The sequence below is a fragment of the Bradyrhizobium jicamae genome, from assembly GCF_018130695.1.
Taxonomy (GTDB): domain Bacteria; phylum Pseudomonadota; class Alphaproteobacteria; order Rhizobiales; family Xanthobacteraceae; genus Bradyrhizobium; species Bradyrhizobium jicamae_B.
The window spans coordinates 1-15,561 of record NZ_JAFCJX010000032.1; the positions used below are offsets into that span (position 1 = coordinate 1).

Here is a 15,561-nt window from a genome sequence, read left to right on the forward strand (position 1 = left end):
CCGTTGGCTCTGACATCAAGGGGCGCCAACGCTCCTTGATGTCGAACGCCAAAACGAATTGGCTCTCAGGCTCTACGAAGCCAGCGAAATTTCTAAGCCCCCGCCGCCGTCACGACCTGCGCCAGCAGCTGCTCGCGCTTGCTCTGCGTGCGGTAGCCACCCATCGTCGCGGCGAAACGCTCGAGGATGCCGTCCTCAAACGCGGTGACGATGGTGTCGTGGACGTAGCTCTTGCGGCAGATCGCGGGCGTGTTGGAGAGCTGGTCGGCGGCGGCGCGGATCGCGTCGAGCACCTGCTTCTTGCGGCCACGCTGGCTGGTGGCCGGCGTGATCCGCGACAACGATTCCACGACGACGGCGGAGGCCATCAACGTGCGGAAATCCTTCAGCGAGATCTTGATGCCGGCGATCTCGCGCAGGAACGCATTCACCGCCGTGGTCGAGGCGGCACGCACGACGCCGGAGCGGTCGTAATACTGGAACATGCGCTTGCCCGGCACGGTGCGCAGGATGCCGACGGCACGCACCAGCTTGGCCGCATCGCATTCCTTGCGCACGGCCTTGCCGCCCTTCGCCTTGAAGGTCAGCACCATGCTGTCGTCTTCGATCGTGACGTTGGACTTGAGCATCGTGGTCGCGCCGCGGGTGCCGTTGAGGCGGGCATAGGATTCATTGCCGGGGCGGATCGCGGTGCGCGCGATCAGCTCGATCACCGCCGACAGCGCGAACTCGCGGGTCGGCTCGTCGCCCGACAGGAACGCCGAAACCTTGCGCCGGATTTTCGGGAGCGCGGCGACCAGTTTGGCCAGCCGATGCGCCTTGCGCTGCTCGCGGACCTTTTCCCAATCGGCATGATAGCGGTACTGCAGCCGGCCGGCAGCATCGAGCCCGACGGCTTGCAGATGCGAACTCGGATCGTTGGAGTAGCGCACCTGGCGATAGGCCGGCGGCATGGCCATCGCATGCAGACGACGGATCGTCCTGGCGTCGCGGATGCGGGAACCGTTGGCGCGAACGAATGAATACGACTTGCCGCGCTTGATGCGGCGAATGGTCAGCTCGTTCTGATCGCCGAGCCGCAGCCCGATGTCGCGGGCGAGGTCCTCGACCGAGGTCTTGGCGACCACGGGACCGGCGATCCTGGCTCTGGCGGGCGGCTGCTTGGGCCACTGACCGAGCGCTTTTGCGAGCGCAACAGCAGGATCGGCGGAAACGGGCCGCTCAGCCGCGAAATTCTGCTGATCCATCATCTGTCCAGACGCCTTGTCCTGCCTGTTCTCCCGGTAATGCCGTTTCTTGTGGCTTGGTTCCGGTAGGGCCGTCCGGCCCCGGGGAAGCCATTTAGGGGGTATGGCGGGACATTGCGAGTCGCGAATCAGTCATTGACGGTTATTAGATACCGTTCATAGGTGCCATTCGCTCGCTAACGTTGATTTGAGCCGGCTCAAAGCGGGCCCGCGGACCCCGTCATAGGGTCGCAATATCAGTCGCGGGGGCGGACCAACCAAGGTCCTAGGACCGGCCGCTTGTCCGCCCGCTGTCGCGCGACGCATAATCACGATAACAACCGGGATGGCTTTGCGACGCCCAAAGCGCGCAACGAGTCGAGTGGAGGGAACGATGTCCGAGAAGATCTACGACGTGTCGGCCGATTGGGCCAAGCGCGCCTATGTCGATGACGCCAAATACCGCGAGATGTATGCGCGCTCGGTGTCGGACCCGAACGGCTTCTGGGGCGAGCAGGCCAGGCGGGTCGACTGGATCAAGCCCTTCACCAAGGTCGAGAACGTCTCCTACGCGCCGGGCAACATCTCGATCAAATGGTTCGAGGACGGCGTGCTGAACGTCGCCTGGAACTGCATCGACCGGCACTTGGCGAAGCGCGCCAACCAGACCGCGATTATCTGGGAGGGCGATGATCCCTCCGAATCCCGGCACATCACCTATCAGGAGCTGCACGACGAAGTCTGCAAGATGGCCAACATCCTGCGGACCAGGAACGTCAAGAAGGGCGACCGCGTCACGATCTATTTGCCGATGATCCCGGAGGCGGCTTACGCGATGCTGGCCTGCGCCCGGATTGGCGCCATCCATTCGGTGGTGTTCGGCGGCTTCTCGCCCGACAGCCTCGCCCAGCGTATCAAGGATTGCGATTCCAAGGTCGTGATCACCGCCGACGAGGGCCTGCGCGGCGGCCGCAAGGTGCCGCTGAAGGCCAACGTCGATGCGGCGATTGCCAAGACCGGCGGCGTCGACTGGGTGGTCGTCGTCAAGCGCACCGGTGGCGCCGTCGACATGAACCCGACCCGCGACCTCTGGTACCACGACGCGGCCAAGGTGGTGACGACGGAATGCCCGTGCGAGCCGATGCACGCCGAGGATCCGCTGTTCATCCTCTACACCTCGGGCTCGACGGGAACGCCGAAGGGCGTGCTGCATACGAGCGCCGGCTATCTCGTGTTCGCCTCGATGACGCATCAATACGTGTTCGACTATCACGACGGCGACATCTACTGGTGCACCGCCGACGTCGGCTGGGTCACCGGCCACAGCTACATCCTCTATGGACCGCTGGCCAACGGCGCGACCACGCTGATGTTCGAGGGCGTGCCGAACTACCCGGATAATTCGCGGTTCTGGCAGGTGATCGACAAGCACAAGGTCAACATCTTCTACACCGCCCCGACCGCGATCCGCGCGCTGATGCAGGGCGGCGACGAGCCGGTGAAGAAGACCTCGCGGGCATCCTTGCGCCTGCTTGGCTCGGTCGGCGAGCCGATCAACCCGGAGGCCTGGGAGTGGTACCACCGCGTGGTCGGTGACGACCGCTGCCCGATCGTCGATACCTGGTGGCAAACCGAGACCGGCGGCATTCTGATCACCCCGCTGCCCGGCGCCACCAAACTGAAGCCGGGCTCGGCGACACGGCCGTTCTTCGGCGTGGTGCCGGAGATCGTCGACGCCGACGGCAAGACGCTGGAGGGCGAGACATCAGGCAATCTGTGTCTGACCAAATCCTGGCCGGGCCAGATGCGCACGGTCTATGGCGACCACGCCAGGTTCGAGCAGACCTACTTCTCGACCTATAAGAACAAGTATTTTACGGGCGACGGCTGCCGGCGCGATGCCGACGGCTACTACTGGATCACCGGCCGGGTCGACGACGTGATCAACGTCAGTGGTCACCGCATGGGCACGGCCGAGGTCGAGAGCTCGCTGGTGGCGCATGAGGCGGTCTCGGAGGCCGCCGTGGTCGGCTACCCCCACGACATCAAGGGCCAGGGCATCTACGCCTATGTCACCCTGATGAAGGGCACGGAGCCGACCGAGGCGCTGCGCAAGGAGCTGGTCGCCTGGGTGCGCAAGGACATCGGCCCGATCGCCTCGCCAGACCTGATCCAGTTCGCGCCCGGCCTGCCGAAGACCCGCTCCGGCAAGATCATGCGCCGCATCCTGCGCAAGATCGCCGAGGACGAACCGTCCAGCCTGGGCGACACCTCGACTCTCGCCGATCCCGCCGTGGTCGATGATCTCGTGCAGAACCGGCAGAACAAGAAGGGCGCGCCGGCGTAATTGCCGCCGGCTGATCATCAGAAAAGAGGCAGGGCCGCGCGCGAAAATCGCCGCGGCCCTTGTCGTTTCACGCGATTGTCAGGGCCTTTGGCCGATTGCCGCATATTTGGCGGCCGAGTGTTGTTTTCAAGTCATTTACTTTATTTCGAACATTTCCTTTGTTCCCCCCATCCAGAGGCGTCTCGCGGCCGGCTTGGAAACCAGCCGGTTAAGACACGCGGTTAACGTTGCGTGCGTGAGACCAGCGGACCCGATTTTTGAGGGGTTTGCACCTTCGTTTTGAGGCCCCGCGAGGGGCCGTTGGGAAGTGGAGAGGTTGATGTCGATGAGGATTGCGGTGGCGCTGGCCGCCACCATCGGGGCAGGCGTTTTGATGTCATCGGCGGCCGAGGCGCGGCCGGAAATGGTCGGGCTCCGCGGCGAGAACTATTCGCCGGGCACGATCGTGGTGAAGACCAACGAGCGGCGGCTATATCTCATCCTCGATTCCGGCCATGCGATGCGCTACCCGGTCGGCGTCGGCAAGTCCGGCAAGCAGTGGGCCGGCACCACCCGCATCGACGGCAAGTACACCAATCCCGCCTGGTCGCCGCCCGCCGAGGTGAAGCGCGACAAGCCGAGCATGCCGGACGTGATCCCGGGCGGATCGCCGCGCAACCCGATGGGCGTCGCGGCGATGACGCTCGCCGGCGGCGAATACGCCATCCACGGCACCAACATGCCGGGCTCGGTCGGCGGCTTCGTGTCCTACGGCTGCATCCGCATGCTCAACCAGGACATCACCGATCTCTATTCGCGCGTCTCGGTCGGCACGACCGTGGTCGTCACGCGCTGAGCTTCATCTCTCTCTCTGAAATGAAAAGCCGCGCAGCAGCGCGGCTTTTTGTTGCATGCGTTGCGTCACTCCTCAACGACTCGCGTTCGCACACCAGGCGCCGCGATGGCCGCCATTGTAGGCGCGCGCGTGACCGCTCGCGAGCATCGCCGCCGAGACATTCTCCGTCTTCTTCGTCGCAACGTCAGCAACGACGCGGCCCTGATATTTGTCGGGACCGATATTGTAGATCGCGACTGCGCCCTGGCCGAGCAGGCCGCGCAACGCAACTGTTGCAGCTTGCGCCATCTGCAATTCCTCCGGACAGGACGCTTTCAGTTCCGCCGCATCGATCCCGCGCAGCCGCACGCGTGTTGCGACGTCGAGACCGTCAGGCAAGTGCACGCGCGCCTCGAACGTGTCGCCATCGATGGTCCAGAGCACATCGACGGGATGCCTGACGTCGGCGCTGCCGGAATGCTTCAGGATCAACTCAGTTTCGGGCGAGCGGCTCTCGGTTTGCGAGATCGGCCAATGCACCCACTGCCGGAACAGCATCACGCCTGCGGTTACGCCGACAATGAACACCCAAGGCAGCGCGGACGCGAAGCGTCTCCGCGAGGCGCGATAGGGATTTATTCTGTCGGACGAGGACATGCCGTCGAGCCATAGCGTTTTCGAGCGAAGCGGCCCCGGTTCGCGTAAAGAAAACGCGTCAAGACATAGAGCCCTGAGTCGGTTCGATCAGGCAAGCCTCAGCGGCAAAGCTTAAAAATCCGACGCGATGCCTTTGCTTTCCCAATCGCCATAGCGGGTCGGCTCCAGGCCCTTGGGTCCCTGGAATTCCTTCGGCCGCGCTCTTGCGCTGTCTTCCGCTGCCTTGCGGCGCGCCTCCGCTTCCGCGAGGGCACGTTGCGCAGCCGGCGTCAGCACCTTGCGCGGTGCGAGTTCCGTGAGAGATGAGAAATCGTGGGTCATGGTAAAACCTTCTGGGACGCAAAACGTACTACAGAGAAGGTCGTCTCTCTAGTGAACGTGATCACATCACGATCGCGAAATTCGCGGCAGCGATTCTTACATTTGGCATATTCGCATGCCACAGGTGTTTTCCGCTGTCACAGGCATGAGCCGAAAGTAATTCAGCACCTTCAGAAGAATAATCCCGCTCCATGCCTCCTTCAAGATTTGCAGTTCCCGCTGAAGTGCCCGGTCTCGCGGCACGCCGCATCGCCGCCGACATCCTCGACGGCGTACTGCACAAGCATCGCACACTCGACGACCAGCTCGACGGCGCCGGCGCGCATCCCGGCCTGAAATCGCTCGCCGATCGCGACCGCGCGCTGATGCGGCGGCTGGTGTCGACCATCCTGCGCCGGCTCGGCACGCTCGGCCATGTGCTGTCGCGTTTGCTCGATCGCGGCATTCCGACCGATGCGCCGCGCGCGCAGAGTGCGCTGCTGATCGGTGCGGCCCAGATTCTCTGGATGGATGTGCCCGATCACGCCGCCGTCGATCTCTCGGTGCGGCTGGTGCAATCGGACCGCCGCGCGGCGAAATATGCCGGCCTCGTCAACGCCGTACTGCGCCGTTGCGCGCGCGAAGGGCTGGCGCTGGTCGAGGAGGTCAAGACCCAGTCGCTGGATCTGCCGCCATGGCTCATGGCGCGCTGGAGCGCGCATTACGGCGAGACCACCGCGCGCGAGATGGCGCTCGCGGTCGGCCACGAGCCGTCGCTCGACCTCACGGTGAAATCCGACGCCGCGCAATGGGCGACCCGTCTGCATGGCGAGACCTTGCCGACCGGAACCGTGCGCACGCTGCTGCAGGGCTCGGTCACCATGCTGCCCGGCTTCTCCGAAGGACAATGGTGGGTGCAGGATGCCGCAGCAGCCCTGCCCGCGCGCCTGCTCGGCGATATCAAGGACAAGGCGGTCGTCGACCTCTGCGCCGCGCCCGGCGGCAAAACCGCGCAGCTCGCGCTGGCCGGCGCCCGCGTCACCGCGGTCGACCGCTCGCCGGCCCGGATGGTGCGGCTGCGGGACAACCTCACCCGGCTTGGGCTCGCCGCCGACCAGGTCACGAGCGACGCCGTCGAATGGCCGGGCAACGGCGAAGGCTTCGACGGCATCCTGCTCGATGCGCCCTGCACCTCGACCGGTACGATCCGCCGCCACCCCGACGTGGCCTGGCTGCGGCAGGAGGCCGACATCGCAACCCTCGCCACCCTGCAGAAGCGCCTGCTGCAGAGGGCGGTGAGCCTGCTGAAATCAGGCGGCACCCTGGTCTACTGCACCTGCTCGCTGGAGCCCGAGGAGGGCGAGCACGCCATCGCCGCGCTCCTGGCTGCCGAATCGGGCCTAAGGCGTGCGCCGATCGGGAAGAGCGAGGTCGCGGACCTCGGCGAAATCGTCACCCAAGAGGGCGATTTGCGCACCCTGCCCAGCCATTTGCCCCATGATGACCCGCGGCTGGGCGGGCTGGACGGGTTTTACGCCGCGCGGCTGGTTAAATCCTGATTTTAAACCGGAATCTTTTAGCCTCGCCCTGATTCGCACGCTTTCAAGATGGTGTCTTGGGAGCGTTTCCGGATTAAAAGGATTCGCTTACGGCAATATCCCTCCCCACAAGGCAAGGCGTGTCGGTCGCTCAACGCAGACGCATCTCGACGCTGATCGCTGGCCGGTTCGCACGCAGCATGATCGCGCGTGCGAGCGGCGGCACGGTCGCGCTGTCGCGGCTGTGGCCCGGCCGCACCGACCGGCTGATCATCGCCCCGCACGATCTGCGTACCGCCGACGCCACCCGCGCCGCCGAGATCTATGCCGGCCGCTTTGTGTTCGCCGGCAAGATCGTCACCTGCCACGGCCGCTCGATCTTCGACCTGGAGCCGCCGTCGGAGGACTGGGAGGCCGCCCTGCTCGGCTTCGGCTGGTTGCGCCATCTGCGTGCCGCCGACACCGCACTGACCCGCGCCAATGCGCGCTCGCTGGTCGACGACTGGATCTCGAATCAATCGCGCAAGCGTCCGCTGGAGCGCCGCGCCGACGTGCGCGCGCGCCGCGTCATCTCGCTGCTGTCGCAGGCGCCGCTGGTGCTCGGCGACACCGACGGCAAGTTCTATCGCAAATACCTCCGCGGTCTGGCGCGCGAGATCCGCTATCTCCGCTACACCACCCTCGACAATGCCGACGGCGTGCCGCGGCTGCAGGTGCTGATCGCGCTGTGCTACGCCGCGCTGTGCCTCGCCAACCAGGCGCGCAACATCCGCTCGGCCTCGCGAAAGCTGTCGGACGAATTGCAGCGCCAGATCCTGCCCGACGGCGGACACATCTCGCGCAATCCCGGCGCGCTGGTGGAACTGCTGAGCGATCTGCTGCCGCTGCGCCAGACCTTTGCCGCACGGAACATCGCGCCGCCGCCGGCACTGCTCAATGCGATCGACCGCATGATGCCGATGCTGCGCTTCTTCCGTCACGGCGACGGCAGCTTTGCGCTGTTCAACGGCATGAGCACCGCGCCATCAGATCTCGTCGCCACGCTGCTCGCCTATGACGATACCCACGGCGTGCCGATGGCGAACATGCCGCATACCGGCTTCCAGCGACTCGACGCCGGCGCCATGACCGTGATCGTCGACACCGGCTCGCCGCCGCCGCCGAGTGTCAGCCAGGACGCGCATGCCGGCTGCCTGTCGTTCGAATTCTCCGCGGGCATCTGCCGCATCGTGGTCAATTGCGGCATGCCGACCACCGGCCGCGACAATTGGCGCCCGTTCGCGCGCTCGACCGCCGCGCATTCGACGCTGACCTATCACGAGGCCTCGTCGTGCCAGTTCGTCGAGCTGTCGGCGATGAAGCGCCTGTTGCGCGGCGCGCCCATCACCAGCGGGCCGGCGAATGTCGAGAACTACCGCGAGGCCGTCACCAACGGCGATTTGCTGACGACCTCGCATGACGGCTATCTCTCCCGCTTCGGCGTGATCCACCGCCGCGTGCTGATGGCATCGCATGACGGCACCCGGCTCGAAGGCGAGGACACGCTGTCGCCGGCGCCGGGCGGCCGCATCAAGGGCGCCGACGCCGACTTTGCGCTGCGCTTTCATTTGCATCCGTCGGTGAAGGCGAGCCGGCTGTCGGATGCGCGCGGCGTCATGCTGGTGCTGCCGAACCGCGACGTCTGGACCTTCGAGGCGATGGACGACAAGGTCGATTTGGAGGATAGCGTGTTCCTGGCCGGCAATGACGGCCCGCGCCGCACCTCCCAGATCGTGATCCGGCAGGACGCCCGCCAGGCCTCCTCGGTGCGCTGGAGTTTCGTGCGCTCCTCGACCTCAGCCGCCGCCACCAATGCAAGGCGCAATGCCCGTCGCGAGCCGGAACTGCCGCTGTAACGCGCACAATTCGTTCTTTTGCGGCCGTTGTGAAAGGCGCCGAAAGCTGGTAACGAGCCCTCGCTCGCGCAACTGGCGACCTTGGATGGAGCACCATCGGGAAGCGCGGGATATAGCTGCCGCGCGCCTGGGCATAGGTACTCCCGACACAGAGGATCTTTGCCCATGGCTGACCATCTCCGCCCCGTCACTCGCGCCCTGCTTTCCGTTTCCGACAAGACCGGACTGATCGAATTCGCAACCGCCCTCGCCGGCCACGGCGTCGAGCTCGTCTCGACCGGCGGAACCGCGAAGGCGATCGCGGCGGCGGGGTTGAAGGTCAAGGACGTCTCCGAGCTGACCGGCTTCCCCGAGATGATGGACGGCCGGGTCAAGACGCTACATCCGAAAGTCCATGGCGGCCTGCTCGCGATCCGCGACAACAAGGAACACGCGGCGGCGATGCAAGCGCACGGCATCGCGCCGATCGATCTGCTGGTGGTCAATCTCTATCCGTTCGAGGCCACCGTCGACAAAGGCGCCGGCTTCGAGGAGTGCATCGAGAACATCGACATTGGTGGCCCCGCCATGATCCGCGCCGCCGCGAAGAACCATGATGATGTCGCGGTCGTGGTCGAGGCCACGGACTATCAGTCCGTGCTCGACGAGCTCACTGCGCACAAGGGCGCAACCTCGCTCGGGCTGCGTCGGCGTCTCGCCGCAAAAGCCTATGCGCGCACCGGCGCTTATGACGCCGCGATCTCCAACTGGTTCGCGACCCAGCTCGAGACCACCGCACCCGACTTCCGCGCCTTTGGCGGCCGACTGATCCAGTCACTGCGCTATGGCGAGAACCCGCACCAGACCGCTGCGTTCTACGCCACGCCGGAGAAGCGGCCGGGTGTCGCCACCGCGCGGCAGCTGCAGGGCAAGGAATTGTCCTACAACAACATCAACGACACCGACGCCGCCTATGAGTGCATCGCCGAGTTCGACCCGGCGCGCACCGCGGCCTGCGTCATCGTCAAGCACGCCAACCCTTGCGGCGTCGCCGAGGGTTCCGATCTCGTCAGCGCCTATCGCAAGGCACTGGCCTGCGATTCCACCTCGGCCTTTGGCGGCATCATCGCCATGAACCGCGCACTCGACGCCGACACGGCGCGCGAGATCACCAAGATCTTCACCGAGGTGATCATCGCGCCCGACGCCAGCGAGGAAGCGATCGCGATCATCGGCGCGCGCAAGAATTTGCGCCTGCTGCTGGCCGGCAGCCTGCCCGATCCGCGCGCGGTCGGCCTCACCGCCAAGACCGTGGCCGGTGGCCTCCTGGTGCAGAGCCGCGACAACGCCGTGATCGACGCCATGGACCTCAAGGTCGCGACCAGGCGTGCGCCGACCGACGCCGAGCTGCGCGATCTCAAATTCGCCTTTCGCGTCGCCAAGCATGTGAAGTCGAACACCATCATCTACGCCAGGGATCTCGCCACCGTCGGCATCGGTGCCGGCCAGATGAGCCGGGTCGATTCCGCCCGCATCGCCGCGCGCAAGGCGCTGGATGCCGCCGCTGAGCTCAAGCTCGCGGAGCCGCTGACAAAGGGTTCGGTGGTCGCCTCAGATGCGTTCTTCCCGTTCGCCGACGGCATGCTCGCCTGCATCGAAGCCGGCGCCACCGCCGTGATCCAGCCCGGCGGCTCGATGCGCGACGACGAGGTGATCAAGGCCGCCGACGAGCACGGCATCGCGATGGTGTTCACCGGGACGCGGCATTTCAGGCATTGAGTTGACTTCGTAGCCCGGATGGAGCGCAGCGAAATCCGGGAAAGTCACTCCGCGGGAGCAGTGCCCCGGATTGCGCTTCGCTTCATCCGGGCTACGGGTGCCCTTACGAGTTATCCCACTCCTGCACCCGCGCGAGCAGGGCGAGGCCGGCGACGAAGAACACCACCAGCACGGCCATGCCGGCTTTCTGGCTCGCCGTCGCCGCGGTGATGGCGCCGATCAGGAGCGGGCCAATGAAGGACGTCACCTTTCCGGTCAGCGCGAACAGGCCGAAATATTGCGCGATGCGATCCTTTGGCGCGAGACGGATGAGCAGCGTCCGCGAGGCCGCCTGCAATGGCCCGCCGGCGGCGCCGATCAGGCAGCCGAGCAGGAGATAGGCGCGCTCGGCAGCAGCACCGAACAGCGGTCCATCGGGCACGGGCGGCGCCACCTTCACGAACAGGATCCTGTCCTTGTCGACCAGCAGGATCGCCACGACTGACAGCAGCAGGATCAGCATGCTGCCGGTGATCACGCGCTTCGGCCCGAGTGCGTCGTCGAGCTTGCCGCCGAGCCAGGCGCCGAACGTCCCGGCGAAGGCGAGGATGATGCCGAAGGTGCCGATCCGGATCGTGTCCCAGCCGAACGTGCCGGCCGCATAGATGCCGCCGAAGGCGAACAGCGACACCAGGCCGTCGGTATAGATCATGTTCGCCAATAGAAACCGCGCGAGCGATTTCTGCTGCGGCAACTCGGCGAGCGATTGCTTCAGCTCGCGCAAACCTTCGCGCACCGCCTCACGCACCGGCCGCTTGGCCGGATAGTCCGGCGTGAACAGGAACATCGGCGTCACGAAGATGATGAACCAGAGACCCGTCAGCGGCCCGGTGATGCGGTCGCCCTCATGCATGACGGGATCGAGACCGAACAGCGGTGTCAGGCCGAACAGCGTGCGGCCGGTTTGCGCATTCGCCGCGAGGAAGCCGAGCACCAGCACCAGACTGAGGATGCCGCCGACGTAACCTGTCGCCCAGCCGGTGCCGGAGAGCCGGCCAATCTTCTCCGGCGGCACCAAGGTCGGCATCATCGCATTGTTGAAGACGGTGGCGAATTCGACGCCGACGCTGGCGATGGCGTAAGACAGTAGCAGCCACGGAATGATGCCGGCATCGCCGGGCCTGCCAATCCACATCGCGCTGGCGCCACACACCAGCAGCGCGCCGAACGTCGCGATCCACGGCTTGCGGCGACCGCTGGCATCCGCAATCGCGCCGAGCACCGGCGACAGCAGCGCGATCGCAAGGCCGGCTGCCGCAGTGGCAAAGCCCCACATCGCCTGCCCGCTCGCCGCATCCGGCGCAACGAAGCTCGCGAAATAGGGCGCGAACACGAAGGTCGTGATCAGCGTAAAGTAAGGCTGCGCGGCCCAATCGAAGAAGATCCAGCTGATGACGGCCGCCCGGCCCGGATAGGTACGTGCCTGCCCCGCATTCGCCTCGTTCGTAATCACTGCCACCAATGATCTCTCGTCAAAATCACGAACAGGCGTTTTGCCCGCCGAATCGGTTCCCATATAGCATGGGCATCCTTCGTGAGCGTTTTGCGAATGATCACATCGGCGTCGGGCAGGATTTTGATGACAGCGATTGCACTTTCCCGCAGGACCTTTGTCGCACTCGGTCTGGTCGCACTCGCCGCCTGGCCTGCAACCGCGCAGGAGCAGCGCCGCTTCTATGCGCCGCCGCCGCTCGACACCGTGCATGGCATTCCCGCCGAAAACGGCATGGTGGTGGCGCAGGAGAAGCTGGCGGCACGGATTGGCGCCGACATCCTGCGGCAGGGCGGCAACGCCGTCGATGCCGCGGTCGCCACCGGCTTTGCCATGGCGGTGACCTATCCGCGCGCCGGCAATATCGGCGGCGGCGGCTTCATGGTGATCCATCTCGCCGAGCACAATGAAGACATCGCAATCGACTATCGCGAGACCGCGCCGCAGGCCGCGACGCGCGATATGTTCCTCGGCGCCGACGGCAAGCCCGACAATGACAAGTCGCGCAACTCCGCGCTCGGCATCGGGGTGCCCGGCACGGTCGCGGGGCTTGCGCTGGCGCTGGCGAAATACGGCTCCGGACAGTTCACACTGGCACAAATCCTCAAACCGGCAATTGATCTCGCACGCGACGGCATTGTTGTCACCGACGACATCGCCGACACGCTGCCCGACATGTACAAGCGGATGTCGCGCTGGCCGGATTCCGCCAAGACATTTTCACGCACCGACGGCACGCCGTTGCATGAAGGTGATCGGCTGGTCCAGGGCGACCTGACAACAACGCTGCTGGCGATCGCCGAGCAGGGGCCGCGCGGTTTCTACGAGGGTGCGGTCGCCGACAAATTGGTCAAGGCTGTCAGGGATGCCGGCGGCATCATGACGACGGACGATCTGAAAGCGTATCAACCCGTCATTCGCACGCCGGTCCGCGGCAGCTATCGCGGCTACGACATCGTCTCGATGCCGCAGCCGTCCTCCGGGGGCATCGTGCTGATCGAGATCCTCAACATCCTCGAGGGTTTTGCGATGGCCGACATGAAGCAGGGCTCGGCGGCCTCGCTGCATGTCATGATCGAGGCGATGAAGCGCGCCTATGCCGACCGTGCGCGCTATCTCGGCGATCCCGCCTTCGTCGACGCGCCGACACAGCTGCTGCTCGCCAAGAACTATGCCGCCAAGCAGCGCGCCGGCATCGATCTCGCCCGTGCCACGCCCTCGGCCGACTTGCTGGTGGCGAAGGCGGCGCCGCGCGAAGGCAGCAACACGACGCACTATTCGGTCGTCGATTCCCGCGGCAACGCGGTCAGCAACACCTACACGCTGAACTTCCCCTATGGCGTCGGTCTCGTCGCCGAGGGCACCGGCGTGCTGCTCAACAACGAGCTCGATGATTTCACCGCAGCGGTTGGCGCTTCGAATGCCTTCGGCCTGGTCGGCTTCGAGGCCAATCTGCCGGGCCCCGGCAAGCGGCCGCTGTCGTCGATGTCGCCGACCATCGTGCTGAAAGACAACAAGCCGGTGCTGGTGACGGGGACGCCGGGCGGCAGCCGCATCATCTCCGCGGTGACGCAGGTGATCGTCGATGTCATCGATTACAGGATGGACGTCGCGGCCGCCGTCGCGGCGCCGCGGATCCATCATCAATGGCTGCCGGACGAGGTGCGCTACGAGACAGGCATTCCCGGCGACGTGCTCACTGAACTCCGAGCGAAGGGCCACAAGCTGGTCGAGGGTCTCGGCTACTCCTCCGCCAATTCGATCGCGGTGACGCCACACGGCCTGCTCGGTGCACCGGACCCGCGCACCCGCGGAACGGAAGCTGCGGGGCAGTAAGCGCAAAGCGGCTTGTCCCGCCGAAGCCTTGGCGAAGGCGGAAAGCGTGCCCACCATCGCGAGCACGCCGGGAATGGTGGGCACGGCGCAAACGCGCCTTTGCCCACCCTACGGCACCGCGCTAAGCTGCTTCTTCGCGCCAAGCCGGCCGCGTGCTGCAAGAAGCCGGCGCTAAAGACGTTGCGGGGAAACGCGCATGAGCACGACCGAGCCGAAGGCGATGGACATCGCCGAAATCGAGGACACCAGCCTCCTCGCCTTCTATCGCGACATGAACCTGCAGGAGCGACGCACCTTCTGGGCCTGCGCCTCGGGCTGGGCGCTCGACGGCATGGACTTCATGATCTACCCGCTGGTGATCGGCTCCATCATCACGCTGTGGAAGGTCGATGCCGGCACCGCGGGCCTCGCCGGCACCGTGACGTTGCTCTCGTCCGCCGTCGGCGGCTGGCTCGGCGGCTATCTCTCCGACCGCATCGGCCGGGTGAAGACGCTGCAGCTCACGATCCTCTGGTTCTCGTTCTTCTCGCTGGTCTGCGCCGTCGTGCAGAACTTCGATCAACTGCTGATCGCCCGTGCGCTGCTGGGCTTAGGCTTCGGCGGCGAATGGGCGGCCGGCGCGGTGTTGATGGGTGAAGCGATCCGCGCGCAGTACCGCGGCCGCGCGGTCGGCTCGGTGCAATCGGGCTGGGCGGTCGGCTGGGGCCTCGCTGTGCTGTCGCAGGCGGTGCTGTTCTCGCTCCTGCCGGCGGAGAGCGCGTGGCGCTGGATGTTCGTGATCGGCGCGCTGCCGGCGCTGCTGGTGTTCTATCTCCGCCGTTACGTCACCGAGCCGGAAATCTCCGCCGCCGCGCGGGCGCAGCACCAGGCCGCCGGCACCGGTCCCGCACTGTGGGAAATCTTCCACGGCTCGATCCTGAAGACCACGCTGCTGGCCTCGCTGGTCGGCACCGGCATGCAAGGCGGCTACTACGCCATCACGTTCTGGGTGCCGCGGTTCCTCACCACCGAACGCAAGCTGTCGGTGGTCGGCTCGACCGGCTATCTCGCGACCCTGATCATCGGCTCGTTCGTCGGCTATCTCGTCGGCGCTTGGCTTGCCGACCGCATCGGCCGCCGCAACCTGTTCCTGATCTTCTCGCTCGGCGCCATCGCGGTCGTGCTGCTCTACACCCAGCTGCCGCTGTCCAACGAAGTGCTGTGGGTGCTGGGCTTCCCGCTCGGCTTCTTCGCGTCCGGCTATTTCTCCGGCATGGGCGCGTTCCTGACCGAGCTCTATCCGACCCGCCTGCGCGGCTCCGGCCAGGGCTTCTGCTACAATTTCGGCCGCGGCGTCGGCGCACTGTTCCCGTTCCTGGTCGGCGCGCTCTCGACCACAACGTCGCTGGCGAATGCGATCGCGATCTTCGCGGTGGCGGCGTATGGCGTATTCTTCCTGGCGGCCTACGCGCTGCCGGAAACGCGCGGGCGCGTGCTGCATGCGGATGGGTGATGTGAGTACACTTGGTGCGGCTTGCTCCGCTTCGCCTCTCCCCTTGTGGGAGAGGCCGGATCGCATGCAGCGAAGCGGAATGTGATCCGGGTGAGGGGTATCTCTCCGCGCACAGTGTGCCGATTGGAGAGATACCCCTCACCCCCAACCCTCTCCCACAAGGGGAG

General features: G+C 65.6%; 11 protein-coding genes and 1 riboswitch. Of the genes, 7 read left to right on the plus strand and 4 right to left on the minus strand.

Translation table 11 applies throughout. The features are described from left to right. Positions 1-92: 92 nt before the first annotated feature. On the minus strand, positions 93-1,250 hold the full coding sequence (locus tag JQ604_RS33750) for a DNA topoisomerase IB (RefSeq protein ID WP_212365047.1): 1,158 nt from the start codon (positions 1,248-1,250) through the stop codon (positions 93-95). A gap of 370 nt (positions 1,251-1,620) precedes the next feature. Between JQ604_RS33750 and acs the strand changes: the two genes are divergently transcribed. Together acs and JQ604_RS33760 are read left to right on the plus strand one after the other, a co-directional pair. Further along, a complete protein-coding gene (gene acs / locus JQ604_RS33755; RefSeq protein WP_212365048.1) occupies positions 1,621-3,573 on the plus strand; it encodes an acetate--CoA ligase in 1,953 nt (650 codons plus the stop codon). A gap of 319 nt (positions 3,574-3,892) precedes the next feature. Beyond that, positions 3,893-4,408 carry a L,D-transpeptidase gene (locus JQ604_RS33760; RefSeq protein WP_212365049.1) on the plus strand — a complete coding sequence of 172 codons (516 nt, stop codon included), beginning with the start codon at positions 3,893-3,895 and terminating at the stop codon, positions 4,406-4,408. A gap of 72 nt (positions 4,409-4,480) precedes the next feature. Here the strand turns inward: JQ604_RS33760 and JQ604_RS33765 are convergent, their stop codons facing one another. Beyond that, positions 4,481-5,044, minus strand: a complete 564-nt coding sequence (locus JQ604_RS33765; RefSeq protein ID WP_212365050.1) for a thermonuclease family protein — start codon at positions 5,042-5,044, stop codon at positions 4,481-4,483. A gap of 111 nt (positions 5,045-5,155) precedes the next feature. After that, positions 5,156-5,365, minus strand: coding sequence for a DUF1674 domain-containing protein (locus tag JQ604_RS33770; RefSeq protein WP_212365051.1), 210 nt, complete (start codon positions 5,363-5,365; stop codon positions 5,156-5,158). 191 nt (positions 5,366-5,556) lie between these two features. Between JQ604_RS33770 and JQ604_RS33775 the strand changes: the two genes are divergently transcribed. The 3 genes from JQ604_RS33775 (at position 5,557) to purH (ending at position 10,535) form a co-directional block, all read left to right on the plus strand. Beyond that, a complete protein-coding gene (locus JQ604_RS33775) occupies positions 5,557-6,903 on the plus strand; it encodes an RsmB/NOP family class I SAM-dependent RNA methyltransferase (protein ID WP_212365052.1) in 1,347 nt (448 codons plus the stop codon). 179 nt (positions 6,904-7,082) lie between these two features. Further along, positions 7,083-8,777 carry a heparinase II/III family protein gene (locus JQ604_RS33780; protein WP_212365124.1) on the plus strand — a complete coding sequence of 565 codons (1,695 nt, stop codon included), beginning with the start codon at positions 7,083-7,085 and terminating at the stop codon, positions 8,775-8,777. A gap of 58 nt (positions 8,778-8,835) precedes the next feature. Next, a riboswitch (ZMP/ZTP riboswitch) is annotated at positions 8,836-8,917 on the plus strand. Between the two features lie 25 nt (positions 8,918-8,942). After that, positions 8,943-10,535 (plus strand): bifunctional phosphoribosylaminoimidazolecarboxamide formyltransferase/IMP cyclohydrolase, encoded by a 1,593-nt coding sequence (gene purH, locus JQ604_RS33785; RefSeq protein WP_212365053.1) that lies wholly within the window; start codon positions 8,943-8,945, stop codon positions 10,533-10,535. Positions 10,536-10,638: 103 nt separating this feature from the next. On the opposite strand, the gene JQ604_RS33790 is transcribed toward purH, so the two are convergent. Next, positions 10,639-12,033, minus strand: coding sequence for an MFS transporter (locus JQ604_RS33790; protein WP_349631176.1), 1,395 nt, complete (start codon positions 12,031-12,033; stop codon positions 10,639-10,641). 120 nt (positions 12,034-12,153) lie between these two features. Here JQ604_RS33790 and ggt point away from each other — a divergent pair, with 120 nt between their 5' ends. After that, positions 12,154-13,902, plus strand: coding sequence for a gamma-glutamyltransferase (gene ggt / locus JQ604_RS33795; protein WP_212365055.1), 1,749 nt, complete (start codon positions 12,154-12,156; stop codon positions 13,900-13,902). Positions 13,903-14,098: 196 nt separating this feature from the next. Continuing rightward, positions 14,099-15,394, plus strand: a complete 1,296-nt coding sequence (locus JQ604_RS33800; protein ID WP_212365056.1) for an MFS transporter — start codon at positions 14,099-14,101, stop codon at positions 15,392-15,394. The last annotated feature ends 167 nt before the right edge of the window (positions 15,395-15,561 follow it).